Genomic DNA, 25,125 nt, shown 5'->3' with positions numbered 1-25,125 from the left:
CCGGCGGATTCTGGAGTCTCTCTCAAGCGGTGCCCCCCATCCCTTCGACGTGCAGAGCGGTTACTCCGGACAGTAGCCCAGTGACCAGGAGATTTGTGGATCCGATAGACCAATAACCATCAAAGCCCTCCCCAAGCTCAGGGGTGATGGTCTCCTGGCCGGTGCTCAGCCCGCCGACGGATAGAACCGGACTTCAGGCCTCCCCACCTGACCGTAGTGCGGACGGCGCTGCGCCAGGCCGTTGTCCGCGAGGTACTCCAGGTAGCGGCGCGCGGTCACCCGGGACACCCCGGTGAGCGAGGCCGCCGACGCCGCGGAGAGCCCCTCGGCCGAGCTCGTCAGCGCCTCGGTGATCGTCTGCAGCGTCTCGCCGCTCATGCCCTTGGGCAGCGAACGGAGCTCCGGGGTGCGGAGCGCGGCCAGCATGCGGTCCACGTCGGCCTGGCCGGTCACCTCGCCGGGCAGCCCCGCACGGTGCCTGAACTGCGCGTAGCTGTCCAGCTTGTCCCGGAGCGAGGCGAAGGTGAACGGCTTGAGCAGGTACTGGACGACCCCGACTGAGACGGCCGACCTGATCACCGTCAGATCCCGCGCGGACGTCACCGCGATCACGTCCACCGGTACCCCGGCCGCCCGCAGTGCCCGGCAGACCTTGAGCCCGTGCGTGTCCGGCAGGTAGAAGTCCAGGAGAACGAGGTCGACCGCGTCGCGCTGCTGCTCGCAGAACCGCAGCGCGTCGGCGCCCGAGTGCACCACACCGGCGACCGCGAAGCCCGCGACCCGTTCCACGTACCGCCGGTGCGCCTCGGCGGCCACCGCGTCGTCCTCCACCACCAGCACGCGGATCATGACTCACCGTCCGGGCGGCCGATGGGCAGGGCGTTCATGGGCAGGGCCTTGATCGGAAGGGAAACGGTGACCACCGCGCCGACGTCCCGTTCCACCGCGATGTCGCCGCCGTAGCGCCGCACCGCCCGGCCGACCAGCGCGAGGCCGAGGCCGTGTCCGACCGGCCCGTCGGGCGGCTTGGTGGTCCAGCCGCGCCGGAACGCCGCCGGAACGAGATCGGGATCGATCCCGGGCCCGGTGTCGGCGACCCGCAGCACGAGCTCGGTGCCCATGGTACGGGCGCTCACCTCGACGCGGGGCGGGCCGTCCCCGGCCACCGCCGCGTCGACGGCGTTGTCGATCAGGTTGCCCAGCACGGTGACCAGGTCGCGCGGATCGATCGCCCCGTGCGTGTCGTCGATCGCGGTGTCCTCGGTGATGCGCAGCTCGACGCCCCGTTCGGCCGCCTCGGCGGACTTGCCCAGCAGGAGGGCCGCCAGCACCGGTTCGCTCACCGCGCCGACCACCCGGTCGGTGAGCGCCTGGGCGGTGGCCAGCTCCGCGGTCGCGAAGTCGACGGCCTGCTCGGTACGGCCCAGCTCGACCAGCGACACCACCGTGTGCAGCCGGTTGGCGGCTTCGTGCGCCTGCGCGCGCAGCGACTCGGCGAATCCGCGCACGGTGTCGAGCTCGCCCATCAGCGCCTGCAGGTCGGTGTGGTCGCGCAGGGTCGCCACGGTGCCCATCGCCCGCCCGCGCGAACGCACCGGCACGGTGTTGACCACCAGGACGCGCGTGTCGCTCACATGGATCTCGTCCGACCTCGGCTCGGCCGACACCAGCGCGTCCGCCAGCCCGGCCGGGATCCCGAGGGCGCCGGCGGGCGTCCCGGCGGGATCGGCGTCCGGGCCGGGATCCAGGTCGAGCAGTTCACGGGCGGCGTCGTTGCACAGGACCACCCGGCCGTCCCTGTCGAGGATCACCAAGCCCTCCCGGACCGCGTGCAGGATCGCCTCGTAGTAGTCGAACATGTGGCGGAGCTCGTCCGGCGCGACACCCCGCGTCTGCCGCCGCAGGCGCGCGCTCACCAGGTAGCTGCCGGCGATCCCGGCGGCCAGCACGGCGACGGCGATCGCGGCCAGCCACAGCAGGCGCCCGCGCAGCTCAGAGGTGATCGCGCGGACCGTGATGCCGACCGCCACCAGCCCGACGACGCGCTTGCCCTCGAAGACGGGGACGACGGCCCGGACGGAGGGCCCGAGGGTGCCGGTGTAGGTCTCGGTGAACGGGCGGCCGGCGAGCGCGGTGGACGTGTTGCCGATGAACGGCTGCCCGATCCGGGCCGGGTCAGGATGGGTGTACCGGATGCCCGCCGGATTCATGATCGTGATGAAGTCGACCCGGGTGTCGGCGCGGACCCGTTCGGCGAACGGCTGGAGCGTGCGGCTCGGATCCCGGGCGGCCAGCGCGGCGCGCACGCTCGGGGCGTCGGCGACCGTCGCGGCGACGGCGGAAACGGTCTCCCGGGCCCTGTCGCCGGCCGCGTCCTGCGCGTCCACATAGGCGGGCACGGTGCCCGCGACCACCAGCAGGCCGACCACCACCGCCTGCAGGACCAGCAGCTGCCGGGCGACGCTCCAGTGCCGCACCGGCCAGTGCCGCACTGGCGCCCATATCCACCGCATCCGCGCTCACCTTCGGTTTTACCTGCATATCTCGGTCGTGAACGAAATGTACACAAGGGTGACCCCGGTCACAGAAACCTCGATATTCGCGGACAGGAACACCACAGCCCACCCCGACCCCCAAAGGAGGCGACCCCCCGTGGCATCCAGCCCGCACACGGACGGTCACGCCGCGTCCACCCCCCACACCGACGGCAAACCGGCACCACGCCGGGACCGAATGCACTACCTCTACGTCTCAGTGATCGTCGCGGTCGTGCTGGGCGTCATCGTCGGGTTCGTCGCCCCCGACTTCGCCAAGGAGCTCAAGCCACTCGGCACCGGCTTCGTCAACCTGATCAAGATGATGATCTCGCCGATCATCTTCTGCACGATCGTCCTGGGCATCGGCTCGGTGGCCAAGGCCGCGAAGGTCGGCAAGGTCGGTGTGATCGCACTGACCTACTTCACGGCGATGTCCACGTTCGCCCTGCTCATCGGGCTTGTCGTGGGCAACCTACTGCACCCCGGCGCGGGAATGCACCTCGACCCGGCGTCCGCAGCCAAGGCGCAGGAGCAGGCCAAGGGCGCCGAGAGCCTGGCCGACTTCGTGCTCGGCATCATCCCGACCTCGATGTTGTCTGCACTCACCGAGGGAGAGGTCCTGCAGACCCTGCTGGTGGCGCTGCTCGCCGGGTTCGCGCTCCAGAAGCTCGGCCCGGCCGGTGAGCCGATCCGGCGCGGCGTCGAAGTGATCCAGCGCTGGGTGTTCCGGATCCTGGCGATGATCATGTGGGCGGCGCCGGTCGGCGCGTTCGGCGCGATCGCCGCGGTCGTCGGCGAGACCGGCTGGGACGCTCTGCGCAGCCTCGCAGTGATCATGCTGGGCTTCTATGTGACCTGCGTGGTGTTCGTCTTCGGTGTGCTCGGCACGGTGCTGTGGCTCGTCGCACGGATCAACATCCTGACGTTGCTGCGCTACCTTGCCCGGGAGTTCCTGCTGATCCTGTCGACCTCGTCCTCCGAGACGGCGCTGCCCCGCCTGATCGCGAAGATGGAGCACCTGGGCGTGAGCCGCCCGGTGGTCGGCATCACCGTCCCGACCGGCTACTCGTTCAACCTCGACGGCACCGCGATCTACCTGACCATGGCCACGCTGTTCATCGCGTCCGCACAGGACGCCCCGCTGTCGATCGGCGCCCAGATCCCGCTGCTGCTGTTCATGATCATCGCGTCCAAGGGCGCGGCGGGCGTGAGCGGCGCCGGGCTGGCCACGCTCGCGGGCGGCCTCCAGTCGCACAAGCCCGAACTGGTCGACGGCGTCGGCTTCATCGTCGGCATCGACCGCTTCATGTCCGAGGCGCGGGCGCTGACCAACTTCGCCGGCAACGCCGTCGCGACGGTCCTGATCGGTACCTGGACCAAGGAGTTCGACGCCGAACGCGCCCGCGTGGTGCTCGCCGGTGAGGACCCGTTCAACGAGGCCACCCTCGTGGACGAAACGGCCCCCGTCGACGCCAACCCACCGGCGGCCACCACGCCGCCGGCCGACACCATCACCGACGGACAGAGTCCCCTGACCGCCACCCGTTCCTAGCTGCGCGGCCCGAACGACCGCGCATGCCCGAACGGCCGCGCACCCGGCGTACCCCGTGCGCCGGGTGCGCGGTGCCATGCCCGCAGACACACCCTGGATGATCAGCCCTTGTTGACCATGCTGATGCCGGCGTTGGGTGCGTAACGGTTGCTGCCGTTACGGATGGGCTCGGGCTTGCAGCCGAGCCCCTTGAAATCCTGGCCCGACCTGGTGGGTGCGCCCTTGAAGTTCTTTGTCTGCATCTTGCCGGTCGCTGGGGAGCGCCGCGGGTGCCCGTTGCCGTAGGTGTTGCCGGAGAACGTGCTGCCCGTGCTGCAGTCGCGGTCGCGGGGGAAGCGCCAGAAGGTGAAGACGCCGTACCAGCCGGTGCTCTTGAACGTGTTGCCGGTCACCCTGATCCCGCCCGCGCCGTCACTCGCCCGTACCGGGTCCCCAGTGATCTTGTGGAACGTGTTGCCGGAGACCGTGCTCCCCTTGCCGCCGCCCTCGGAGAAGTAGATGCCGTGGACCTGGCCGGGATTGGTCTTGGCCGCCTTGTCCAAGCGGTTGCGCAGGTCCCAGAAGTCGTTGTTCGCGATGTCGATGTTCTTGACGTTCTGGAGGTGGAGCGCCGCGTAACCCCTCTCGCCGCGTGCGATCGTGCCCATGCGCTCAAAGATCATGTTGCGGACCGAGCCGCCGGAGAACCCTCCCCCGCCCTTGCTGCCGTCGAAGTGGATCCCGCCGGTGACGTAGTTGCGGACGGTCATGCCGCGGAAGTGCAGCTTCGCGTCACCCGCCGCCACGCTGGTCCAGTAGCCGTCCTGCCCGCCACCATCGAAGACCGGGCGCCCGGTGCCCGGCTGGGGCTTGATCGTGAACTCCCCACCGGCCGGCATGTAGCTCCAGGTGAACGACTGGCCCTTGTACCTGCCGCCCTTGACCAGCACGGTGCCCTTGGTCGCCCCCTTCTGGCGCAGAGCCTCCTCCGCCTCGTCCAACGACGTCACGTTCACCTTCGACGAGCCGCCTCCCGACGACTTGGCGGCCATCTCCGTACCACCGGCACCCGCCGCGCCTCCGGCGCCTTCGCCGGGCGGGCTCACGTAGACGACGACCTCGTCGCCCGAAGCCGTGACCAGGTTCGACGACTGGGGCGTCCAGGCCGCCACGCCGAGGGCGCCCGCGCCCACGACCGCTGCAGTGGACAGACCGATCAACATCACCGGCTTGCGCATGAACTCGCTCCTTGCTGGCGTCATATATCCGACTGATCAGCAGGAACGGTACGAACGGAGGGCGGCCCCGTCCCAGGGCCCTAGGGCCCAGTGGAGGGCTCTCGCCGACCCCAAATCAGCGGAAGACGACCGTCTTCGACCCGTTGAGGAGGATGCGGTGCTCGGCGTGCCAGCGTACGGCGCGCGCCAGCGCGAGGCACTCCATGTCGCGGCCGACGGCCATGAGGTCCTCGGGGCTCTGGGTGTGGTCGACGCGGGCGATCTCCTGCTCGATGATCGGCCCCTCGTCGAGCTCGGCGGTGACGTAGTGCGCGGTCGCGCCGATCACCTTCACCCCGCGGGCGTGCGCCTGGTGGTAGGGCTTGGCGCCCTTGAAGCTCGGCAGGAACGAGTGGTGGATGTTGATCACACGGCCGGGCAGCTTGGCGCAGAACTCGTCGGAGAGGATCTGCATGTAGCGGGCCAGCACCACCACGTCGGCGCGGTAGTGCTCGACCAGCGTGAGCACCTCGGTCTCCTGCGCCGCCTTGCCGCCCGGGCCGACGGGCAGGTGGTGGTAGTCGATGCCGTACGACTGGGTCAGCGGGCGCAGGTCCGGGTGGTTGGAGACGACCGCGACGATGTCGATGGCGAGCAGGCCGGAACGCTGCCGGTAGAGCAGGTCGTTCAGGCAGTGGCCGCCCTTCGAGACCATGATCAGCACACGTTCGCGGGTGGAGGTGGCGTCCAGCCGCCACTCCAGGCCGAGCTCGGGGGCGAGTGCCCCGAACGCGCCGCGCAAGGCGTCCTCGTCGGTGCCGGCCAGCGCCGCGAACTGCACGCGCATGAAGAACGTGCCGGTGTCCAGGTCGCTGAACTGCTGGCTCTCGAGAATGTTGCACCCGCGCTCGGCCAGGAGCCCGGACACCGCGGCCACGATGCCCGGCCGGTCCGGGCACGAGAGCGTCAGCACGTATTCGGTCACGATTTCACTTTCACTGCAGTCGGGACGTACAGGCCTTTGGGGGTGGCCACGAGCTTACGCCGTGCTCGCGGGGGCCCTCACGGATTGGGCGCCACCTTCACCCGTTCGGGCTAGGCCGTTCACCCGAGCGCGGGAGGTGCCAGAAGAGCACGGCCGATGGACTCGTTCCCAAGCGGCTCGTGCGATTTCTGGAGGATTTTCTATGCGTGTACGAACGGCTTTCGTCGCAGTCACCGTCGCGACGGCGGTCCTGGCCGCACCAGCGGTGCCGGGTTCGGCGGCGGTGGATCATCGGTCGGATCTGCAACGGTCGCTGGACGCCATCGTGGCGGCGGGGGCGGTCGGCGCGCAGGCCGAGGCGGTCGGGCCGCACGGACGGTGGCGTGGCGTCGCCGGCACGGCGCGGCTCGGTGAGCAGAAGCCCGTCCCTGAGCAAGGGCGGTTCCGCATCGGCAGCACCACCAAGACGTTCACCGCGACCGTCCTCCTTCAGCTCGTCGCGGAGAAGAAGGTCGGCTTGGATGCTCCGATCGAACGTTATCTGCCCGGCCTGGTCCCGAACGGGGATCACATCACGGTGCGCCAGCTCCTCAACCACACCTCCGGGCTGCGCGAATACCTGGAGGACACCGAGACGCTCCCCATGGACGGCGACGCCTTCCTGGCCAAGGTGCGCTACGCGACGTGGGCGCCCAAGGATCTGGTGCGTCTGAGCACCAAGCGGCCGCCTTACTTCCCGCCGGGGACCGACTGGCATTACTCCAACACCAACTACGTGCTGGCCGGGCTCATCATCGAGAAGGTGACCGGCAGGTCGTACGCCACCGAAGTCCGTCGCCGCATCGTGCAACCGCTTGGGCTGCGGCACACCTACCTGCCTGGCACTCGGACGGGGATTCGCGGTCCACACGCGCACGGCTACCTGCGGTTTGTTTCCAATGGCCAGGCCAAGACCGTGGACGTCACGCGGCTCAACCCGTCCTGGGGTTGGGCGGCGGGCGAGATCGTCTCGACGACCGGGGACCTGAACCGCTTCTTCGACGCGCTGCTCGGCGGGAGGCTCCTGCCGCCCGCCCAGCTCGCTCAGATGCGGACGACCGTGCCCACCCCCAGCCCGGACGGTTCCGCAGACGGGCTGGGCATGGGCAAGATCCGGCTGTCCTGCGGAGTGACGGCGTGGGGCAAGGACGGCGGTATCCAAGGGTTCTCCACGCAGTCGCTGCACTCGGCCGACGGCCGCCGCCACATCAGCCTCTCGGTGACGCTCCCCGAGTTCTACGGCCCGGGCTTTCCGAAGATCTGGGACGCGATCCAGCAGACCGCGACCAAGGCCCTGTGCAGCAAGTGATCAGTGCGGTAGGTGATCAGCTGGTCAGGACGCTGCGTGCCAGATGTGACAGGGCAGCGGTGATCTGCCGGGGCGTGCGTCCTTGCTCGCGCTGATGCAGGTACGACTCTGACGCGAGCGGCGCCAACAGCACGTCCACAAGCGCTTCGGGCTCGGCGATGCCCGCCTCCACCACGAGGGCGCGTACGTGCGCGCTCCAGAAGCCGTACGCCCCGGTGGAGTAGCGCAGCCGCCCGCTCTCGGCGCCGAGCACCAGCGGGGCGTGGGTCTCCAGTAGTTCGACCATCGCGGCAAAGAACGCGGCGAGCCGCTCGGCCGGTGGGGCGCCCGGTCCGAGCGGCGGCTCGCCTCTCAGGAGCCGCCCTTGGAGCTCGCGTTCATGCTCGTCGAGCAGCGCGCGGGCCATGGAGGCGGTGTCGGGATAGCGGCGGTAGAGCGTGCCGCGCCCGACCCCCGCCGCCTTGGCGATGTCATCCATCGTGACCTCGCGCGGATCCCGGGCGGCGAACAGCTCGGCGGCCGCGGCCAGCACCTTCGCGCGGTTGCGCGCCGCGTCCGCCCGCTCGCGGGGCCGGGCCGGCCCCTCCGCCAGCAGATCCCTTCGGCTCTCCATGCGGCGACTGTAGCCGAGAACGGAATAACTGGACAGCATGTCCGGTTATCTCTATCGTTCAAGCGGACATGGCGTCCACTTAACGAGGAGAGTCCCATGGCCACGTTGCTGCACCTGGAAGCCAGCGCCCGCCGCCGTTCGATCAGCCGCGAGGTGGGCGAGGCGTTCGCCGCGTCCTGGCGGGCCGCCCACCCCGACGGCACCTACCTGCACCGCGATCTCGCTCTCGACCCCGTTCCGTTCATCGGCGAGGCGTGGACCGAACTCTGCGACTACGTCCTGGCGAACACCATCACCGAGATCGACCGCTACAAGGAGGCGGTGCGGACGCCCGCGCAGGCCGAGGCCTGGACCGTCCTCGAACCGCTGCTGAACGAGCTCGTCGCGGCGGACGTCATCCTCATCGCGACGCCGATGTACAACTACTCGATCCCCGCCTCCCTCAAGGCGTGGCTCGACCAGGTGACGTTCCCCAAGATGTCCCTGGCCGGCCGCCGCTTCGTCGTCGCCACCGCGCGCGGCGGGTCCTACTCCCCCGGCGCGCCGAAGGCGAGGTTCGACTACCAGGAGCGCTTCCTACGCGACTTCTTCGCCGGTCACTTCGCGGTCGAGGACACCACGTTCATCAACGCCGAACTGGCCAACTCACGTCTCGACCCCGCCCTGGCCCATCTGCGTACCGCCCACGACGAATCCCTCTCCGCCGCCTTGCAAGCCGCGCACGACCTGGGAAAGGACTACTGACATGGCCTGGGTCTTCCTCGCGCTGGCCGGGCTGGTCGAGATCGCCTGGTCGCAGAGCATCAAACCCACACAGAACTTCACCCGCCCCCTCCCGACCCTCCTCTGCTTCGTGCTCGCCGCGATCGCCGTCTATTTTCTGTCGCGTTCGATGCAGACCCTCCCGGTCGGGACCGCGTACGCCATCTTCACCGGCATCGGCGCCGTCGGCGCGATCGGCCTCGGCATCGTCGTCAACAAGGACCCGGTCACCGTGGGCCGCACGATCGCCCTCGGCCTCATCCTCGGCGGCGTCGTGCTGGCCCGCCTGACCAACCCCGAATGAAGGGCGTGACCTGCATCACCGGTGGAATGACGGAGACTCTGAGGCGTTGAAATGACCATGACCTCAGCGCTGAGCTCGACGCGGTTCTCGATCCTCGACCGGTCACGGACGCGGGTGGGCGAGGGCCATCCGGAGGCGCTGCGCGCCACGGTCGAGTTCGCGCAACAGGCAGAGGAGTTCGGCTACCACCGCTTCTGGGTCTCCGAGCACCACAGCGTCCCCGGCGTCGCAGGCTCGGCGCCCACGGTCCTCGCCGCTGCCGTCGCGGCGGCCACCTCGCGGATCCGGGTCGGCACCGGCGGCGTGATGCTCCCCAACCACCGCCCGCTGGTGGTCGCGGAGCAGTTCGGGGTGCTGGAGGCGCTGTATCCGGGGCGGATCGACATGGGCTTGGGCCGATCGGTCGGCTTCACCGGCGGGGTGCGGCGCGCGCTCGGGCACGGCAAGGACGACGCCGACCACTTCGGGGATCAGCTGACCGAGTTGCTGGGCTATTTCTCCGGTGACCAGGACGCCCACCCGGGCGTGCACGCATGGCCCGCCGACGACCTGCGCGTGCCCGCGTACATCCTGGCCACCGGATCCGGCGCCGACCTCGCCGCCGCCTTCGGGCTGCCGCTGGTGATCGCAGCCGCGCGTGGCGAGGAACGGATGATCGAGGCGATCCGCAGATACCGGGCGAACTTCCAGGGCCGCATCCCGTACGTCATCGTGTCCGGCACCGTGGCGATCGCCGACTCCACCGAGGAGGCGCGCCGGCTGCTCGTCCCGGAGGCCTGGTCGAACGCCTACTCCCGGACGCGCGGCGAGTTCCCGCCGCTCTCCCCGCCGGACGAGATCCTCGCTCGCGAGATGACCGATCGCGAACGGCGCGTCTTCGAGGACTCCATGCGCGGCCATGTCCACGGCACCGAGGACGAGGTCGCCGAGCAGCTCGAAGGCCTCATCGAACGCACGGGAGCGGACGAGATCCTCGTGCACACCAGCACGTACGACCGCGACGCCCGTCTCGACTCGCACCGGCGACTGGCTCGCATCGCGGGGCTCGACCGCGTCAAGCTTCGCACCGCCAGCTGAGCCGGCCCCCGGCTGGCGGCAACGGGCGATGGGCGATGGGCGATGCAGCATGCCGCCTTGACAGATGACTTCATCATTACTGATGATCTCATCAACTTCTCCCTCCGGGAAAGGCAGGCCCATGCCCGAGCGCCCGCACACCGATCGACGCCAGGTGCTGCGCCTGGCCGCAGCCGCCGCGACCACGCCTCTGGTCGGCGCCGCGGCCGCACCCGCCGCCCGCGCCACCACCTTCGGCAAGGGCACCGAACTGGTGCTCATCGGCACCGCCGCCGGACCCGTGCCGATGGCGGGCCGGACAGGGATCTCCTCCGCCCTGGTCGTCGACGGGCGGGTCCACCTGATCGACCTGGGTCACGGCGCGTTCGACCAGTTCGACCGCGCCGGGCTGGCCATCAAGAACCTCGACGCGATCTTCATCACGCACCTGCACTCGGACCACATCGCCGACCTGTACACCCTGCCGTTCCTGCGGTTCGGCGGGATCAAGCCGATGACCCACCCGGTCGACGTGTACGGACCCGGCCGCGCGGGCGCGCTGCCCACGCCGTACCCGCCCGGACGCCAGGTCCCCGTCGTCCACCCCGAGAACCCCACACCTGGCCTGACCGACCTGATCCAGGCGCAGATCGCCGCCACCGCCTACGACCTCAACCTGCGCATGCGCGACGAAGGCTGGCCCGATCTCCGCACGCTGGTGCGCCCGCACGACATCGCGCTCCCCGACGTGGGCGCGAGCCCGACAGGCGACCTCGCACCGGCCATGCGGCCCTTCACCGTGATGTCAAACGATCAGGTGAGGGTCAGCGCGATCCTCGTCCGGCACCCGCCGGTCTTCCCGTCGTTCGCCTTCCGATTCGACACCGCCCACGGGTCGGTCGTCTTCAGCGGCGACACCACCGTCACCCCGAACATCGTCACCCTCGCCCGCGGCGCCGACGTGCTCGTCCACGAGGTCATCGACATGCAGATCGTCAAGCTCGCTGGAAACCTGAGTCCCGGCCAGATCCAGCACCACCAGAACAGCCACACCGACGTCACCAAGGTGGGTGCCCTCGCCCAGCAAGCGGGCGTCAAGACGCTCGTCCTCAACCATCTGGCCCCGGGCGACAAGCGCCTGGTGCCCGACGCCATCTGGAAGCACAAGGCCCGCAAGGGTTACGACGGCCGCGTCATCGTCGGCAACGACCTCATGCGCATCCGCGTCTGACGTCGAAGCTGCCGCACGGCGTCTGTGACTCACATCACAGCCCTTGTCGCGACGGTTTTTCCTCCGGCGGATGGTCTTGATGCGGACCGATACGACCATCTCCTCCGGAGTGCCCAATGTCCGATCCCTTCCAGACCACCGTCGTCACCAACGAAGCCCTCGCGCGGGACGTGCTGGTCCGCGTCGCCGGGCTGAGCCCGGTCGGCTGAGCCGCCGCCTACTGTGAACCTCACCGGACTCCCAGGAGAAGCCGCGATGCCAACGAACGCAGAGTTCGCCGCCTTGGCTGAGCCGTTCCGGCCTGAGCTGCTCGCGCACTGTTACCGGCTGATGGGCTCGATCCATGATGCCGAGGACCTGGTGCAGGAGACCTACCTGCGGGCGTGGCGCGCGTTCGACCGGTTCGAGGGCCGCTCCTCGGTGCGGCGGTGGCTCTACAAGATCGCCACCATGACCTGCCTGACGGCGTTGGAGACGCGCTCCCGGCGGCCGCTTCCATCGGGGCTGGGCGCGCCCTCGGACGATCACCGGGTGGCGGTGGCTCTCTCCGAGCCGTCGGTGGCGTGGCTTCAGCCGGTGCCTGACCGGTTGTTGGGCGCCGACGACCCGGCGACGGTCGTGGCGGCGAGGAACGGGGTGCGGCTCGCCTTCATCGCTGCGCTCCAGTTCCTGCCAGCGCGGCAGCGGGCTGTGCTCACGTTGCGCGACGTCCTGGCGTTCCGGGCGGCCGAGGTCGCCGAGATACTGGACACCACGACCACCGCCGTCGACAGCGCCCTCCGCCGCGCCCGGGCGCGCCTGGCCGAGGCCGGGCCGGTGGCGGACGATCTGACCGAGCCGGACGAGGAAACTCAGCGAACGCTCCTCGACGCCTATGTCGACGCGTTCACCCGGGCCGATCCCGGCGCGCTGGTGAACCTGCTGCGGGCCGACGTCGAGCTGGAGATGCCGCCGATCCCGACCTGGTTCACCGGGCGCGACGCCGTCGTCGGGTTCCTGGCCGGCCGGGTCCTGCGCAGGGACCGGTGGCGGATCGTGACCACCCGCGCGAACGGCCAGCCTGCCTTCGTCGGCTACAAGCGCGCTGGCGACGGCCGGTACGAGGCGCACGGCGTCGAGGTCCTGACCCTGATCGGGGACCGGATCAGCCGCATCACGGCGTTCCACGACCCGAGCCTGGTACCGGCATTCGGTCTCGCGCCCGCGCTCGCCGCCTGAACCAACCGTCGACAAGAGGCCGCGGGCAAGCGGCCCATCCACCCATGCAAGGAAGATTCATATGAGCGCGACACTGAGCCGGGGCAGGGCGAACCTGGTCCTGGCCACATTGTTCGTAGGAATGTTCGTACTGGGCAGCGCCGAACTACTCGTTGTCGGCGTGCTGAACCTGATTGCCGACGACCTCCGGATCTCCATCCCCACGGCCGGCACGCTGGTGACCGCTTACGCGCTCGGGCTGGCCATCGGCGGCCCGATCCTGACGGCACTGACGATCAAACTGGACAAGCGGACCGTCCTCGTCGGCGCGCTCGTCCTGTTCATCCTGGGCAACCTGGTCGCGGTCCTGACCGCCGACTATGCCCTGTTCCTCACGGCGCGCGTCGTCACCGGCGCGGTGCAGGGCCTGTTCATCGCCGCCGCGTTCGCCGCGGGCCTCTCGGTCGTCCCGCCGGAGCGCATAGGCCGGGCGATCTCCATCATCATCTCCGGGGTCGCCGTGTCGGCCGCGCTGGGCGTGCCGCTGGGCACGCTGGTCGGCCAAGCGCTCGGCTGGCGTGGCTCGTTCACCGCGATCGTCGTCCTCAGCGTGATCGCGCTCATCGCCACGGTGGCGCTGGTCCCCTCCGCGCCCGGCAGCGGCGGCGGCGCGGGCGACCAGGCCAGGCACGCGTTCGCGCCGCGGGTGCTCGCCGTGCTGTTCCTGACCTTCCTGGTGTTCGCGGCGCTGTACGCGGCATTGACCTACATCGTGCCGTTCCTGGAAACCGTCACGGGCATCTCCGGTGTGATGATCAGCGTGTTCCTGCTGGCGTACGGCGTGGCCACGGCGGTGGGCTCGTTCGGCGGCGGCCGCTTCGCCGATCAGAACGCCGCACGCACCCTGATCATCGCGTCCCTCGGTCTCGCGGGCTCCCTGCTCGCGCTCTACCTCGTCGGCTCGATGGCGTTCCTCGTGGCGCTGGTGCTGCTGGTCTATGGCGTGTTCGGCTTCGGCATGGTGCCCTCACTCCAGTACCGCGTGATCAGCCTGGCCGGACCGGGCGGCACGCTGGCCCAGTCGCTGCCCGCCTCCGCGGCCAACATGGGCATCGCGTTCGGCTCGGTCGCCGGCGGCGTGGCGATCGGCGGCTCCACCGCCTCGGCCGCGGTGCTCACCGGCCTGATCATCGCCGTGCTCGGCATCGTGGTCGCCTGGGCCACCGCCTTCCTCAAGCCACCCGTGGCCGAGGAGGATGCGGTGGCAACCGCAGAGCCAGCCCCCGAGCACGCATGAGCCGCTCCAGCAGCACCCGGCCGAGCCCGGCCAGGAGGTCCCCTTAGCCGAGGCAGGCACGGACCGGGTCAATGATCTCGTCGGCCAGGCGGTGGGCGGCACCCTTGGGGTATCCCGGCCGCAGGCTCAGGACGATGTGCCCGAAGCCTGCGTCGATGAGATCGAGCACTGTCGTCACGGCCGCGGGGGTGTCGTCGAACGACACGATCGTCTGGACCGAACGCGTGATCTCGTGCGGATCACGGCCGAGGTCGGCACAGTGAGCGTCGAGTATCCGGGCGCGCTCGGCCAGATGCTCGACGCTGTTGTGCGGCGGGCCGGGGATGTTCCATATGTCGGCGTGCTCGGCGACCAGCCGCAGGGTTCTGGTTCCCCAGCCGCCGATCAGAATGGGCGGGCCCGGCCTCTGCACCGGCTTGGGTTCGTTGCGGGTGCCGCTAAGCGAATAGTGGCGACCATCGAAGTCGAAGACCTCTTTGGTCCACATGCGCTTCAGGATCGTGACGGTCTCGGCCAGGCGCGCGATCCCCTCTGCCGGTGGGACCAGACTCAGCCCGTACGCGGCGTACTCGGCGATGGCGGGATTCTCACCGGCGATCCCGCCGCTGCCTGACGGCTGGTGGGTCCCGCCGACGCCGATGCCCATGATGAGGCGACCCTGGGAGATCACATCCAGGGTGGAGGCCATCTTGCCCAGAACGGCGGGCTGCCGGATGCGGTTACTGGTCACCAGCAGCCCGAAGCGCAGGCGGTTCGTCTGTGCGGCCAGCGCGCTGAGCAATGTCCAGCCTTCGTAGATCGGTCCGTTCCTCGGCCCGGCTAGGGGAAGCACGTGGTCCCACAACCACGCGTCCTCGATCTGCGGAATCCCGTCGGCCTCCTGCCAGACACGCAGAATGTCGGCGTAGTCGACATGCATGGGCGTGGTCTTCACGCCAAAGGTCACTCGCATGCCGCCAGGTTAAATCGCTGATCGACCATATTTCTCGATGGAAAAAACCTCTTCCATTTGCGATGCTCGACCCATGCGTGTCTCGCCTCCCCTCCCCTTGCGGGACGGAGATCGTGTCCGGCTCGAAGAGATGGCCGGCGCGCCCGGCGACGGCACGCCCGCGCGCCGCGCCAGGATCGTGCTCCTGGCGGCCTCCGGCCTGCCCAACACAGTGATCGCAGAACGCACGGCGACATCCGTGCCGACCGTCCGGCTGTGGCGGGGCCGCTACAGGGCGGGTGGCCTCGCGGCGCTGGCCGACCAGGAACGCACAGGCCGTCCGCGAACGGTCAGCGACGTGGAGATCGTCCTGCGCACACTCCGATCCCGCTGCTCGTCCCGGCTGCTCGCAAGCGAACTGGACCTGTCACCGGCCAGCGTCCTAGAGGTCTGGCGCCGGTACGGGCTGCGGCCATGGCTGGAGAAGCCGCTCACGTTCGCCACCACCCCACGCCTGGACGCGCGGATCGTCGAGTTCGCGGGCCTCTACCTGGAGCCCCCGCACCGCGCCGTCGCGCTGCGCCTCTCCATCGACGATGCAGTCCACGTCGTGTGCACCGGCCGCACTCCGGAGATCGAGGCATGGGCGCCCGGAGCACACTTCCACCTGTCGCCTCCCGATGTCTCCTGGGACGACCTTGTCGAGATCTTCAGGTCCACAGCCAATCAGAAAGAGACTTTCCGTTCGGATCCATCCCCACCGGCGTTCGCCGACCGGCTCGGTTTTCTCCTCAAGCACGCGTATCTCCGGCACGTCGAGGAGTCAGCCGCAGCATTGACCCCACTCGGGATCGACGGCCGCGAGCTCGCCCTGCTGGCGCTGTTCGGAGGTCCGGAGCCGCTCTCGCAGATGGAGGCGGCAGGCCAGCTAGGCGTCGACCCGACCACCATGGTCACGCTCGTCGACGCTCTGGAGGAGAAGGGGTTCCTCCAGCGCCGCCGCAGCACACACGACCGCCGCAGAAACATCGTGACGCTGACGGACACGGGCAGAGCCACACTCGCCAAAGGCGAACGAACACGCAAGGACGTGGAGCGCCGCTTCCTCGATCCCCTCGGCAAGCAAGACACGGCACGCCTCATCGGAGCCCTGCAAACCTTGGTCGAGCTGCCTTAGCGAAGGTCGTACCGATCCACCTTCACCGCACCAACGAACCGCCGCCAGTCCGCCGCCACAATCGAGATGTAGCCGCCCTTCGGCGCTTTGCTGTCACGAACGGCCATGGTGTCGTGTACGCGAGCCAGCTCAACACAGCTCGAATCTTCCCCGATTGCGCTTCGGCTGCTCTTACGCCACTCGACCGTCATCTCATCCGCTCCCTCACACCCGTGATGAGCTCCAAGGACTGCTCCTGTGAGAGCGCCTTGGCACGTATTAGGTCATAGCGCACGTCGAGCTTTCTCATCTCTTCGGGATCCTCGATCAGCCGACCACCGAGATGAGCCTCGCTGTATGCGATTCCGCGTTCCTTCAGTCGCCAACGACCTGGTTGAGCATGGCCCAGATGGCCCGTCGCGCGTGCGGAGTGCCGGCGCCGACCGAGCGAGCACCCGGTACCCACCGATCGTCCGGGGATCATTGAGTGTGAGGGGCTGGTGGACCGGGCGCGGCGCGGTCGGGCAAGTCCTCCGGCCGGGTCCGCCGAGGGGCGGACCCGGGCGGCGGGCTACCAGGCAACGCCTGCGGGCTCCTTGATGGTGGCGTTCAAACGGTTGAACATGTTGGTCACCGCGACCACGAGGATGACCGCCGAAAGCTCCTGCTCGTCGAAGTGGTCGGCGGCGGCGTCCCAGATGTCGTCCGGGACGGCTTCACCTGAACGGTCGGCGATACGGGTGGCGGCCTCGGCGAGGGCGAAGGCGGCGCGCTCGGCGTCGTCGAAGAAGGGTGACTCCTGCCAGGCTGCGACCGTGGCGACCTTGTCCGCGCTCGTCCCCTCTTTGTTGAGGTTCTGCACGTGGGCGTAGACGCAGGCGCTGCAACCGTTGATCTGGCTGACCCGCAAGCCGACCAGTTCCTGCATCTCCTGCGACAGGCCGCTGGAGTTGATGCCCTTGAAGATGTTCTGGATGCCCTTGAGGGCGTCGGGGAGAACGTAGGCGGGGTTCTTCATGCGAGCTTCCATCACTGCGCTCCTTCATTTTGGTTGGTCACTGCACTGACGAACCTCGGAGGAACGGTGTGACCGCCTGCGTGAAGAAACTTTGAAGTTCAGCTGAGGCGCTGGTCAGCGCTGCCGATGCCGCGCAGGAGGGTGTCCACCAGGCGGGTGGCGAGCGCGTCGGCGTCCTCGTCGCGTTCCTGCGCAGCCTCATGGATGAGCGCGTAATAGACGCGGCGTGCCCAGGTCAGATCGACGTCCGGGCGGAGCAGCCCGGACTCCTGGGCTCGCCGGAACATCTCGTCGCAGCGTTCGAGGGCCTCGGCGTGCACGCGGGCGACCTCGGGGTCTGCTTCCCGGGCCCGGCTCATGGCGAAGCCCCAGTCGATCTTCACCCGCAGCACGTTGGCCGTGACCTGGTAGAGCGCGACCAGGGGCGGGGTCGTCACCGGATTCGCGGCGTGCACGGCCGCCGCGAACTGCTCGGTGGCCCAGGCCGTCATCGCGTCCACCAGCGCCTCGCGTGACGCGAACCGGCGGTGGACGGTGGTCCGGGCGACGCCTGCGGCCTCGGCTATCTGTTCCATGCTCGCCGCCGGGTTTTTGCTGAGCACCCGTTCGGCCGCTTCGAGGATCGTCCGAACGGTGCGTTCCGCATCGGACCGCAGCGCACGCCCTCCGATTTTCATGGTCAGACCCTACAGCAGCGTCCCCTTTTCCTCGCTACTTGCGTCAGCACTGTTGCAAGTATTAGATTCGCCGCATCGCCAACGATGCAGATAGCGAGGATTGATCATGGACATGGCACTCAAGGGCCGGACCGCCGTCGTCACCGGGGCCAGCCGCGGCATCGGGCTGGCGATCGTGACCGCACTGATCGGCGAGGGCATGCGCGTCGTGGCCGGCGCCCGCACGGTCACGGCCGAGCTGACGGCCACCGGAGCAGTCTGTGTGCCCGCCGACCTCTCCACACCGGAAGGCCCGGTGGAGCTCGTCGCCCGCGCGGCGGGCGAGGTCGGCGGCATCGACCTGCTCGTCAACAACGTCGGCGGCGGTGACAGCGGCGAGGGCCAGCTCGACGGTTTCCTCGGCTTCGACGACGAGCAGTGGACGCAGTCGTTCGACCTCAACTTCCTCAGCGCGGTCCGCACCACCCGCGCCGCCCTGCCGAGCCTGCTGGAACGCGGCGGGAGCATCGTGAACGTGTCGTCCGCCGGTGCCCGCATGCCGCACTCCGGGCCCGTCACGTATACGACCGCCAAGGCCGCGCTCACCGCGTTCGGCAAGGCCCTCAGCGAGGAGTTCGGGCCGCAGGGCGTACGGGTCAACACCATCTCGCCCGGCGTGGTCCGTACCTCGATGTGGGAGGACCCCGCAGGCTACGGGGCCGAGCTCGCCAAGTCGATGGGGCTGACACAGGAGCAGTTGCTCGCCGCACTCCCCGGCTCCATCGGCATGACGACGGGCCGACTCATCGAGCCCGCAGAGGTCGCCTCACTCGTCACCTACCTGGCCTCACCACAGGCCGCGAGCATCAGCGGCACCGACGTGCGCATCGACGGCGGCACCATCAAGACCGCCTGACCGCCACTGAGGCCCTCCGAAACCGGGGGGCCTCAGCGACAGGCATTCTCAGCCGAGCTTGTGGAAGAACTCGCGGAGGTCGCCGATGAGCAGGTCGGGGGCGTCGTGCGCGGCCCAGTGGCTGCCGCGCTCGTACTCGTTCCAGTGCACGATGTTGGAGTGGTCGCGCTCGGCGAACTTGCGCGGCGCCTTGAAGTCGTAGGCGAACGCGGCCAGCCCCATCGGAACGGTCGTCGGCTCCGACGGCAGCTCCGAGTGGTGGTTCTCGTAATAGAACCGCGCCGACGAGGCCGAGGTGTTGGTGAACCAGTAGATCGACGCGTTGATCAGGACGTCGTCGGGATCCAGGGCGTCCCCGAACAACTGCCCGATCCAGGCGAGCTGGCCCGCAGGCGAGTCGGACAGGGCGTGCGCGAGCGTCTGCGGCTGCGCCTGCTGCGACTTGTCGTGAATCGCGTGCTCGACGAAGGCCTGCCCGAACTGGAGCGCCTGGTAGTCCTCCGGCGCGAGCCCCTCGAACTCGCCCTCGTCCCCACGCGGGAACGAGAAGATCTGGTTGACGTGTACGCCGACGACGTGCTCCTTGTCGGCCTCGCCCAGCAGCGGCCCCACGATGGCGCCCGCGTCGTTGCCGTGCACGCCGTACCGCTCGTAGCCGAGGCGGCTCATCAACTCGGCCCAGGCCTTGGCGGTGCGCGCGGCGTTCCAGCCACGGCTCCTGGTCGGGCCGGAGAAGCCGAAGCCCGGGATCGACGGGATCACGACGTGGAACGCGTCGGCCGGGTCGCCCCCATGCGCGCGCGGGTCGGTGAGCTCGGCGACCAGACCCAGATACTCCACGAAGGTGTTGGGCCAGCCATGCGTGAGGATCAGCGGGGTCGCGTCCGGCTCGGGTGACCGCACGTGCACGAAGTGGATGTTCTGCCCGTCGATCTCGGTGGTGAACTGCGGGTACTCGTTGAGCCTGGCCTCCTGCTCGCGCCAGTCGAACTCGTCACGCCAGCGCGCGACCAGCCGCTGGACGTACGACAGCGGGACGCCGTACTCCCAGCCGGGCGGTGCCGGCACGCCCTCGACCTTGCCCGCGACCTCCTCGGCGGGCAGCTCGTCGGCCCACCGGGTGCGGGCGAGCCGGCTGGTCAGATCGTCCACGTCGGCCTGCGCGATCTCGATGCGGAACGGCTTGATCTCAGACATTTACGACCTCTCGTTGAACGGAATGATTTGCTCCGGTAATATCGGAACGAATGATTCCGTTCCACTCCGTTGTGTGAGCATGAGTCGATGGTAGGGCTCGATTCGCCGGCCAACCTGGCCAGTCAAGGCCAGCTCAGGCGGCCAGCAGCGTCCGGACGCGACCGGGGGTGTGACCGAGCTCGTCGCGCATGACTCGGCTGAAGTGTGCCTGGTCGCTGAAACCAAGAGAGAACGCGAGGGCGGCGAGGTCGGTCTCCCCGGCCTCGATGGCGGCCAGCGCGTGGCTGACGCGCACGCGGTTGCGGTAGCGGCTCACGGTCATGCCGATGTGGTGCCGGAACGTCCGGCTCAAGTGCGACGGCGAGGTCTCCAGCAGCCGGGCCAGGCCCACCAGATCGGCCGCCTGCGGCTCGACTGAGACGATCGCCTCGCGGGCGCGTTCGGCCAGACCGGCACGGCCGGGCCCGTGCCGGTGAGGGGCGCCTCCACGGCCGCGGAGCGCCAGCGTGAGCAGGTCGAGCACCGCCTCGGCGCCGCCGAACCCAGGGTCGTCAAGAGAGCGCGGCAACAGCCGGTGAGCGAGCTCCAGCTGCGGGTCCACCAGCACGGCCGGTGACATGGGCGAGCCGCCGAAGGGATCTGGCCAAAGGTCGTCGATCAGGGCGCCTGCGGTGAACGTGATGGACGTGCAGCTGTCGCCGCCTGCCGGATGGGAGAAGCGTTCCTCCTCTCCAGGGCCGTGCAGGTAGCCGACGGTGGGGTCGACCATCACCTCGCCGCCCCGGGAGGAGACCCGGAAGCGTCCCCGGCGGACCAGGATGATCTGCGTGGCGACCGTCAGCTCCGGCTTGGACCACCGGGCATGGTCGTCCGCACACTCGACCGTGTGGATCACGAAGTGCGGGGTCTGGGCCACCACCTGGGCAGTACGCACGAGCGTGACCCTACGGGGTGACACTGACATTCCGGCGGGCCGCATATTTCTTCAAGACCCGGGGCTCCGGACCTGGTGATGCTCTGGGGCATGATCACACTTGCGACCGCGACGGTGCGCCGGGGTCCGATGCTGGCCGTGCTGCTCGCCGGACAGGTGATGGCGTCCATGGACGGGTCGATCGTCTCGGTGTCGGCGCAGACCATCCGGGCGGATCTCGACGCGGGCGGTGCGGCGATCCAGCTGATCGTGTCCGGCTACCTCCTGACAACCGGGGTGCTCCTGGTGACCTGCGCCCGGCTAGGCGACATCCTTGGGCACCGGCGAGCGTTCCTGCTCGGCTTGGGCTGGTTCACCGTGGCGTCGCTGCTCTGCGGCCTGGCGCCGAACGCCGCCATCCTGGTGGTCGCGCGGGTCGCCCAAGCCGTCGGAGCCGCGCTGTTGATGCCGCAGGTCTTCTCGCTCATCCAGTTGCACTGGGAGGGCGCGGCCCGGCGGAGAGCCATCGGCATCTACAGCATGGTGCTCGCGCTCGGCGTCGCGCTCGGCCAGATCGTCGGCGGGCTCGTCGTCGGCGCCGACCTCTTCGGCCTCGGCTGGCGACCCGTCTTTCTCATCAACATCCCGATCGGCGTCGTGCTGCTGGCGATCGGGCCGCGCGTCCTGCTCGGGGCGCGATCGGACGACACACCCCGGCTGGATCTCGCCGGTGTGGCCGTGCTGACCGTCGCCATGACGGCGTTCACCGCACCGCTCATCTTCGGCCCGGACAACGGCTGGCCCGTATGGGCGTGGATCTCACTCTGCTGTGGCGCCATCCTGTTCACGGCCTTCGTCCGGTACGAGTCGAAGGCGCGGCAGCCGCTTCTCGATCCGAAGGCGCTACGGCCTGTAGGAGTGAAGCCGGGTCTGGCCGCCTGCTGGATCATCATGGGCTGCTACACCGTCTTCCTGCTCACGCTGACCCTGCACCTGCAGTCGGCGCTGCGCTTCACCCCGTTCGAGGCGGGGGTGGCGTTCGTTCCCTATGCCGTGGGATTCGGCTCGCTCAGCCTGAGCTGGAACCGTTTCCACCCCCGCCTGCAGAACGTGCTTCCTCTGCTCGGACCTGTCGCGTTCGGCGCCGGAGCGGCCACGATCGCGTTGCTCGCACGCACGGAGTGGCCGGGACTGGTCTCCGTACCGATCCTCGCGATCGCCGGGGCAGGCCACGCCGCCGGGTACAGCCCGCTGATCGCCCAGGTCTCGTCCCTGGTGGACACGCGGTTCGCCTCGGCGGTGTCCGCGCTCAACTCCACCGGCCCCCTCCTGGCGAGCGTGACGGCGGTCGCGGGGCTGGGCAGCGTGTACTTCGCCGCGCCGGCCTCCGCCGACGGCCTCGTACGCGTCGTGGCCGCGATCACCGGGCTGCTCGTGATCGGCGCCCTCTGCGCTCAGCGGGTGCGGTCGGCGAGCTTGGCCTAGTTGACTCGGCGGGCCCGCCTTAGTCGAGTCGGCGGGCCCGCCGTAGTCGCAGTACCCGCCTAGCCTCCGGCCCCCTTCAGGGATGAGATGTCCACGACCTGGTTGCTGGGCGGGGCCTGTACGGTGACCGCCTTGCTGTAGTCGAGGAAGTCGATCCGGCCCTCCGCGCCGCCGTCGAGGCGAAGGGCGTAGGGCTCGCCAACGGTGGACACGTAGAGCTTGCCGCTGTCGCTGCCGCTGTCGGTGAGTGCGATCGCCGGGCGCCCCTCAAGCTGCGCCACTTCCCCCTTGGCCGGAGTTCCCTCGGCCGTCAGGATCCCGGTGACGACCTTGGGCAGGGTGGTGAAAGTGACGATGTCGGCGAAGTCCTTGTCGCCGGGCTTGGTCTTGAGGTACTTGCCGCTCAGCGTCTGCACGGCGCCCTTCCCGCCGATCTTCTGCAGGAACTTGTCGTCAGGCTTGACGTACACGGCCGACCCGATGCGGGTCATAGCCACCCGCTGGCCGTCCATGCTGAGCTCGCCGATCGCCGCCTGCTTCCCGGAGTAGCTGAAGTCGAGGCCGATGGTCTGGCCGCCCTCCTTGATCTGGCCCTTGATGCGAAGGCTGGCGGCGGACGCCGTCGCCTTGCGGGCGGCGGCGAGAATCTTCTGCGCGCTCTGCTTCTCGATGCCGTTCGCGGGCGCCGCCGGGCTTCCGGCCGGGCTCACCGAAGTCGCCGGGCTCGCCGGGCGGACCGAGCCGCTGCCGTCCTTCGAGTCCGAGTTGCACCCCGTGGCGGTGAGCGTGAGCCCGAGTGCCGCCGACACCACCAGTGCCGACCTGAACGTCCTGTTAGTGCGCATCGCTTCCCCCTGTTGCTGACCTGTGCGCGTTGCTGACCTGTGCGCGTTTTGGCCGCTTTCCGTCACCGGTGAGCGTCCTGGACCCCTGTGCGCAATCACTGTCGATATGCTGCGGTCACTGCGCCCGCGCTGCCGGACGACTGCGGTCGGGCCGCTGAGGGGGGTTGTTCGTGACCGAGGGCTCCGCTGCCGCCGGGTCGCTCCGCTTCGAGATCCTGGGACGGCTGCGCGCCTGGCGTGACGACGACGAACTGGAGCTGGGCCCGGGCAAGCAACGCGCCGTCCTGGCTGTTTTGCTGGTGAACGCCGGACGTCCCGTCTCGGTCCCGGCGATCGTGGACGCCGTCTGGGGAGACGACCCGCCCGACAACGGCGCCAACGTCGTCCAGAAGTACGTCGCCGGCCTGCGGCGGGTGCTCGAACCGGGCCGTTCGCCGCGTTCGCCGGGTGAGTTACTCACCCTGACCCCGGCCGGCTACGCGCTGAAGGTGGATCCGGGCGGCCTGGACGCCGAGGTGTTCCAGCGCCAGGTCCGGCACGCGCTGGCCGTCCGCGACGGCGGAAACGCGGCGGAGGCCGCCGCCCAGTTACGCGCGGCGCTGGCGATCTGGCGGGAGGACGTCCTGGCTGGGCTCAAGGGGCCGGTCTTCGACACGGCCCGCGTCCACCTCGGCGACGAGCGGGCGTCCGCGCTGGAGGCATGCGCCGAGATCGAACTCGAACTGGGACGCCACGCGGAACTGGTGCCGGAGCTCACCCGCCTGGTCGCCGACTTCCCATTGCGCGAGCAGCTGCGATATCTGCTGATCCTCGCGCTCTACCGTTGCGGACGGCAAGCGGAGGCGCTCGCCGCCTACCGCGACGCGCGTACGTTCCTGACCGAGGAGTTCGGCGTCGAACCCGGCGAGCGGCTCCAGCAACTGCAGCTCGGCATCCTGCGTTCCGACCCGGCCCTCGGCCGCCTTGCCGCGTCCACGTCCAGTCCCGCGTCGTCCAGTCTGGCGTCGTCCGGTCCGGCGTCGTCCGGTCCGGCGTCCCCCGGCCTGGCGTCCTCAGGTCCGGTGTCCAGGCCCGCGCCCGCCGACGCGCCACCCACGCCCGCCCACGCGCCACCCACGTCGGCCTCGTGGCCTCCTCCGGTCGACGGAGACGCCACAGCGCCCTCGGGGCCGCCCCGGACGGGGCGCGACTCGCCCTCCTGGCCGCTGAGGCTGCTCGTGGCTTCGATACCGGTGATCACCTGCGGGACCATCGGCTGGGCCGTGATCGCTTACTTCGCCGCCCGCCGCCGCAGCGTGCCGCTGGGCTTCGCGGCGGCCGGTTACCTCGCCGCACAGGCGGTCTTCCTAGCCGTGGCGCTGCACACAGACGCCGAGGCGGCGTCGCCCTGGGACGTGCCGATGATGGTCGCGTGGTTTGTGGCGATGTTCGGCTCCGCGGCGCACATCGTGGGACTGATGTCGTCCGGCCCGGACGGCCCGTCTGATCCGGAACGAGCGACGGACCTCGGGCGCATCGATCCCGTTCTGATCGAACTCGTGGAGCGGCGAACGCGTCGCGAGCAGGCGCGGGGGCTCATCCGAGATCATCCCGAGATCGCGCGGCGGCTCCGGGTCGGGCGGCCGGACCTGTCGCGCATGTTCGACGACGGCGGGCTGGTGGATGTCAACGACGCCCCCCGGGAGGTCCTGGCGGACCTGCCCGGGGTCGGCCCGCACCAGGCGATGCTCATCGTGGCCGTACGGAAGGGCAAGGGGCCCTTCGCCTCCACCGAGGACCTGATCGTGCAGGGCCTGCTGCCGGCCCATGTCGTCCGGGCGCTGCACGAGGTCCTGATCGCCATCCCCGCCGAACCAGATCCAGAGCCAGACCCAGGCCCGTCGGCTACCGGCCGGTAGTTTGCGATTGACATAAGAGGTTAAATTCGCAC

General features: G+C 69.4%; 25 protein-coding genes. 12 read left to right on the top strand and 13 right to left on the bottom strand.

All coding sequences use genetic code 11. The features are described 5' to 3' along the window. Positions 1 to 165: 165 nt before the first annotated feature. Entirely contained in the window at positions 166 to 849 is a 684-nt protein-coding gene (locus ACH34W_RS17495; protein ID WP_395961947.1) for a response regulator, read from the bottom strand. Then, complete coding sequence (locus ACH34W_RS17490; protein WP_395961946.1) at positions 846 to 2,513, bottom strand: ATP-binding protein; 1,668 nt, start codon at positions 2,511 to 2,513, stop codon at positions 846 to 848. The genes ACH34W_RS17495 and ACH34W_RS17490 overlap by 4 nt, the downstream gene beginning before the upstream one ends. 139 nt (positions 2,514 to 2,652) lie before the next feature. On the opposite strand from ACH34W_RS17490, the gene ACH34W_RS17485 reads away from it, so the two are divergent. Beyond that, positions 2,653 to 4,089 carry a cation:dicarboxylate symporter family transporter gene (locus tag ACH34W_RS17485; protein ID WP_395961945.1) on the top strand — a complete coding sequence of 479 codons (1,437 nt, stop codon included), beginning with the start codon at positions 2,653 to 2,655 and terminating at the stop codon, positions 4,087 to 4,089. A gap of 101 nt (positions 4,090 to 4,190) precedes the next feature. Here ACH34W_RS17485 and ACH34W_RS17480 read toward each other — a convergent pair whose 3' ends face one another. Together ACH34W_RS17480 and purU are read right to left on the bottom strand one after the other, a co-directional pair. Further along, a complete protein-coding gene (locus tag ACH34W_RS17480; protein WP_395961944.1) occupies positions 4,191 to 5,306 on the bottom strand; it encodes a right-handed parallel beta-helix repeat-containing protein in 1,116 nt (371 codons plus the stop codon). Between the two features lie 115 nt (positions 5,307 to 5,421). After that, on the bottom strand, positions 5,422 to 6,270 hold the full coding sequence (gene purU, locus ACH34W_RS17475) for a formyltetrahydrofolate deformylase (RefSeq protein WP_395961943.1): 849 nt from the start codon (positions 6,268 to 6,270) through the stop codon (positions 5,422 to 5,424). Positions 6,271 to 6,472: 202 nt separating this feature from the next. On the opposite strand from purU, the gene ACH34W_RS17470 reads away from it, so the two are divergent. Then, positions 6,473 to 7,618 (top strand): serine hydrolase domain-containing protein, encoded by a 1,146-nt coding sequence (locus tag ACH34W_RS17470; RefSeq protein WP_395961942.1) that lies wholly within the window; start codon positions 6,473 to 6,475, stop codon positions 7,616 to 7,618. Positions 7,619 to 7,634: 16 nt separating this feature from the next. Here the strand turns inward: ACH34W_RS17470 and ACH34W_RS17465 are convergent, their stop codons facing one another. Continuing rightward, on the bottom strand, positions 7,635 to 8,231 hold the full coding sequence (locus tag ACH34W_RS17465) for a TetR/AcrR family transcriptional regulator (protein WP_395961941.1): 597 nt from the start codon (positions 8,229 to 8,231) through the stop codon (positions 7,635 to 7,637). A gap of 96 nt (positions 8,232 to 8,327) precedes the next feature. Here ACH34W_RS17465 and ACH34W_RS17460 point away from each other — a divergent pair, with 96 nt between their 5' ends. The 6 genes from ACH34W_RS17460 to ACH34W_RS17435 all read left to right on the top strand — a co-directional run bounded on the left by ACH34W_RS17460 (position 8,328) and on the right by ACH34W_RS17435 (position 14,078). Beyond that, entirely contained in the window at positions 8,328 to 8,975 is a 648-nt protein-coding gene (locus ACH34W_RS17460) for an FMN-dependent NADH-azoreductase (RefSeq protein WP_395961940.1), read from the top strand. Position 8,976: 1 nt separating this feature from the next. Beyond that, positions 8,977 to 9,297, top strand: coding sequence for a DMT family transporter (locus tag ACH34W_RS17455; RefSeq protein ID WP_395961939.1), 321 nt, complete (start codon positions 8,977 to 8,979; stop codon positions 9,295 to 9,297). 51 nt (positions 9,298 to 9,348) lie between these two features. Beyond that, a complete protein-coding gene (locus ACH34W_RS17450; RefSeq protein ID WP_395961938.1) occupies positions 9,349 to 10,374 on the top strand; it encodes an LLM class flavin-dependent oxidoreductase in 1,026 nt (341 codons plus the stop codon). 121 nt (positions 10,375 to 10,495) lie between these two features. Next, the gene (locus ACH34W_RS17445) at positions 10,496 to 11,584 is read left to right on the top strand and encodes an MBL fold metallo-hydrolase (protein WP_395961937.1); all 1,089 of its coding nucleotides are present in this window, start codon (positions 10,496 to 10,498) and stop codon (positions 11,582 to 11,584) included. Positions 11,585 to 11,839: 255 nt separating this feature from the next. Then, positions 11,840 to 12,802: a sigma-70 family RNA polymerase sigma factor gene (locus tag ACH34W_RS17440; RefSeq protein ID WP_395961936.1), complete on the top strand. Its 963-nt coding sequence runs from the start codon at positions 11,840 to 11,842 to the stop codon at positions 12,800 to 12,802. 61 nt (positions 12,803 to 12,863) lie between these two features. Further along, the gene (locus tag ACH34W_RS17435; protein ID WP_395961935.1) at positions 12,864 to 14,078 is read left to right on the top strand and encodes an MFS transporter; all 1,215 of its coding nucleotides are present in this window, start codon (positions 12,864 to 12,866) and stop codon (positions 14,076 to 14,078) included. Positions 14,079 to 14,121: 43 nt separating this feature from the next. Here the strand turns inward: ACH34W_RS17435 and ACH34W_RS17430 are convergent, their stop codons facing one another. Next, on the bottom strand, positions 14,122 to 15,030 hold the full coding sequence (locus ACH34W_RS17430) for an LLM class flavin-dependent oxidoreductase (RefSeq protein WP_395961934.1): 909 nt from the start codon (positions 15,028 to 15,030) through the stop codon (positions 14,122 to 14,124). A 73-nt stretch (positions 15,031 to 15,103) separates the two neighbouring features. Here ACH34W_RS17430 and ACH34W_RS17425 point away from each other — a divergent pair, with 73 nt between their 5' ends. Then, a complete protein-coding gene (locus tag ACH34W_RS17425; RefSeq protein WP_395961933.1) occupies positions 15,104 to 16,186 on the top strand; it encodes a helix-turn-helix domain-containing protein in 1,083 nt (360 codons plus the stop codon). Here the strand turns inward: ACH34W_RS17425 and ACH34W_RS17420 are convergent. The 4 genes from ACH34W_RS17420 to ACH34W_RS17405 all read right to left on the bottom strand — a co-directional run bounded on the left by ACH34W_RS17420 (position 16,183) and on the right by ACH34W_RS17405 (position 17,860). Continuing rightward, positions 16,183 to 16,377 (bottom strand): DUF397 domain-containing protein, encoded by a 195-nt coding sequence (locus ACH34W_RS17420; RefSeq protein WP_395961932.1) that lies wholly within the window; start codon positions 16,375 to 16,377, stop codon positions 16,183 to 16,185. The two genes, ACH34W_RS17425 and ACH34W_RS17420, sit on opposite strands and share 4 nt — an antisense overlap. After that, positions 16,374 to 16,649, bottom strand: coding sequence for a Scr1 family TA system antitoxin-like transcriptional regulator (locus ACH34W_RS17415; RefSeq protein WP_395961931.1), 276 nt, complete (start codon positions 16,647 to 16,649; stop codon positions 16,374 to 16,376). The genes ACH34W_RS17420 and ACH34W_RS17415 overlap by 4 nt, the downstream gene beginning before the upstream one ends. 87 nt (positions 16,650 to 16,736) lie before the next feature. Continuing rightward, entirely contained in the window at positions 16,737 to 17,195 is a 459-nt protein-coding gene (locus ACH34W_RS17410) for a carboxymuconolactone decarboxylase family protein (RefSeq protein WP_395961930.1), read from the bottom strand. Between the two features lie 86 nt (positions 17,196 to 17,281). Continuing rightward, entirely contained in the window at positions 17,282 to 17,860 is a 579-nt protein-coding gene (locus ACH34W_RS17405) for a TetR/AcrR family transcriptional regulator (RefSeq protein WP_395961929.1), read from the bottom strand. A 106-nt stretch (positions 17,861 to 17,966) separates the two neighbouring features. Here ACH34W_RS17405 and ACH34W_RS17400 point away from each other — a divergent pair, with 106 nt between their 5' ends. Then, positions 17,967 to 18,755, top strand: coding sequence for an oxidoreductase (locus tag ACH34W_RS17400; protein WP_395961928.1), 789 nt, complete (start codon positions 17,967 to 17,969; stop codon positions 18,753 to 18,755). 48 nt (positions 18,756 to 18,803) lie between these two features. On the opposite strand, the gene ACH34W_RS17395 is transcribed toward ACH34W_RS17400, so the two are convergent. Together ACH34W_RS17395 and ACH34W_RS17390 are read right to left on the bottom strand one after the other, a co-directional pair. Continuing rightward, complete coding sequence (locus ACH34W_RS17395) at positions 18,804 to 19,952, bottom strand: epoxide hydrolase family protein (RefSeq protein ID WP_395961927.1); 1,149 nt, start codon at positions 19,950 to 19,952, stop codon at positions 18,804 to 18,806. A gap of 133 nt (positions 19,953 to 20,085) precedes the next feature. Beyond that, a complete protein-coding gene (locus ACH34W_RS17390) occupies positions 20,086 to 20,886 on the bottom strand; it encodes a helix-turn-helix domain-containing protein (RefSeq protein WP_395961926.1) in 801 nt (266 codons plus the stop codon). A 90-nt stretch (positions 20,887 to 20,976) separates the two neighbouring features. Here ACH34W_RS17390 and ACH34W_RS17385 point away from each other — a divergent pair, with 90 nt between their 5' ends. Continuing rightward, positions 20,977 to 22,350, top strand: coding sequence for an MFS transporter (locus ACH34W_RS17385; RefSeq protein WP_395961925.1), 1,374 nt, complete (start codon positions 20,977 to 20,979; stop codon positions 22,348 to 22,350). A gap of 59 nt (positions 22,351 to 22,409) precedes the next feature. Here ACH34W_RS17385 and ACH34W_RS17380 read toward each other — a convergent pair whose 3' ends face one another. Next, positions 22,410 to 23,195: a hypothetical protein gene (locus ACH34W_RS17380; protein ID WP_395961924.1), complete on the bottom strand. Its 786-nt coding sequence runs from the start codon at positions 23,193 to 23,195 to the stop codon at positions 22,410 to 22,412. A 170-nt stretch (positions 23,196 to 23,365) separates the two neighbouring features. Between ACH34W_RS17380 and ACH34W_RS17375 the strand changes: the two genes are divergently transcribed. Then, on the top strand, positions 23,366 to 25,093 hold the full coding sequence (locus ACH34W_RS17375; protein ID WP_395961923.1) for a BTAD domain-containing putative transcriptional regulator: 1,728 nt from the start codon (positions 23,366 to 23,368) through the stop codon (positions 25,091 to 25,093). The last annotated feature ends 32 nt before the right edge of the window (positions 25,094 to 25,125 follow it).

It is taken from the genome of Actinomadura sp. 6N118 (assembly GCF_044326415.1).
Classification (GTDB): Bacteria; Actinomycetota; Actinomycetes; order Streptosporangiales; family Streptosporangiaceae; genus Spirillospora.
This window is presented reverse-complemented; position numbering and strand designations above follow the sequence as displayed.

What these genes read in the sequence shown, in the direction of transcription:
- ACH34W_RS17495 (WP_395961947.1), bottom strand. Translation starts at nt 849, where the DNA reads ATGATCCGCGTGCTGGTGGTGGAGGACGACGCGGTGGCCGCCGAGGCG.
- ACH34W_RS17490 (WP_395961946.1), bottom strand. Translation starts at nt 2,513, where the DNA reads ATGCGGTGGATATGGGCGCCAGTGCGGCACTGGCCGGTGCGGCACTGG.
- ACH34W_RS17480 (WP_395961944.1), bottom strand. Translation starts at nt 5,306, where the DNA reads ATGCGCAAGCCGGTGATGTTGATCGGTCTGTCCACTGCAGCGGTCGTG.
- ACH34W_RS17470 (WP_395961942.1), top strand. Translation starts at nt 6,473, where the DNA reads ATGCGTGTACGAACGGCTTTCGTCGCAGTCACCGTCGCGACGGCGGTC.
- ACH34W_RS17465 (WP_395961941.1), bottom strand. Translation starts at nt 8,231, where the DNA reads ATGGAGAGCCGAAGGGATCTGCTGGCGGAGGGGCCGGCCCGGCCCCGC.
- ACH34W_RS17460 (WP_395961940.1), top strand. Translation starts at nt 8,328, where the DNA reads ATGGCCACGTTGCTGCACCTGGAAGCCAGCGCCCGCCGCCGTTCGATC.
- ACH34W_RS17455 (WP_395961939.1), top strand. Translation starts at nt 8,977, where the DNA reads ATGGCCTGGGTCTTCCTCGCGCTGGCCGGGCTGGTCGAGATCGCCTGG.
- ACH34W_RS17450 (WP_395961938.1), top strand. Translation starts at nt 9,349, where the DNA reads ATGACCATGACCTCAGCGCTGAGCTCGACGCGGTTCTCGATCCTCGAC.
- ACH34W_RS17445 (WP_395961937.1), top strand. Translation starts at nt 10,496, where the DNA reads ATGCCCGAGCGCCCGCACACCGATCGACGCCAGGTGCTGCGCCTGGCC.
- ACH34W_RS17440 (WP_395961936.1), top strand. Translation starts at nt 11,840, where the DNA reads ATGCCAACGAACGCAGAGTTCGCCGCCTTGGCTGAGCCGTTCCGGCCT.
- ACH34W_RS17435 (WP_395961935.1), top strand. Translation starts at nt 12,864, where the DNA reads ATGAGCGCGACACTGAGCCGGGGCAGGGCGAACCTGGTCCTGGCCACA.
- ACH34W_RS17430 (WP_395961934.1), bottom strand. Translation starts at nt 15,030, where the DNA reads ATGCGAGTGACCTTTGGCGTGAAGACCACGCCCATGCATGTCGACTAC.
- ACH34W_RS17425 (WP_395961933.1), top strand. Translation starts at nt 15,104, where the DNA reads ATGCGTGTCTCGCCTCCCCTCCCCTTGCGGGACGGAGATCGTGTCCGG.
- ACH34W_RS17420 (WP_395961932.1), bottom strand. Translation starts at nt 16,377, where the DNA reads ATGACGGTCGAGTGGCGTAAGAGCAGCCGAAGCGCAATCGGGGAAGAT.
- ACH34W_RS17415 (WP_395961931.1), bottom strand. Translation starts at nt 16,649, where the DNA reads ATGATCCCCGGACGATCGGTGGGTACCGGGTGCTCGCTCGGTCGGCGC.
- ACH34W_RS17410 (WP_395961930.1), bottom strand. Translation starts at nt 17,195, where the DNA reads ATGGAAGCTCGCATGAAGAACCCCGCCTACGTTCTCCCCGACGCCCTC.
- ACH34W_RS17405 (WP_395961929.1), bottom strand. Translation starts at nt 17,860, where the DNA reads ATGAAAATCGGAGGGCGTGCGCTGCGGTCCGATGCGGAACGCACCGTT.
- ACH34W_RS17400 (WP_395961928.1), top strand. Translation starts at nt 17,967, where the DNA reads ATGGACATGGCACTCAAGGGCCGGACCGCCGTCGTCACCGGGGCCAGC.
- ACH34W_RS17395 (WP_395961927.1), bottom strand. Translation starts at nt 19,952, where the DNA reads ATGTCTGAGATCAAGCCGTTCCGCATCGAGATCGCGCAGGCCGACGTG.
- ACH34W_RS17385 (WP_395961925.1), top strand. Translation starts at nt 20,977, where the DNA reads ATGATCACACTTGCGACCGCGACGGTGCGCCGGGGTCCGATGCTGGCC.
- ACH34W_RS17380 (WP_395961924.1), bottom strand. Translation starts at nt 23,195, where the DNA reads ATGCGCACTAACAGGACGTTCAGGTCGGCACTGGTGGTGTCGGCGGCA.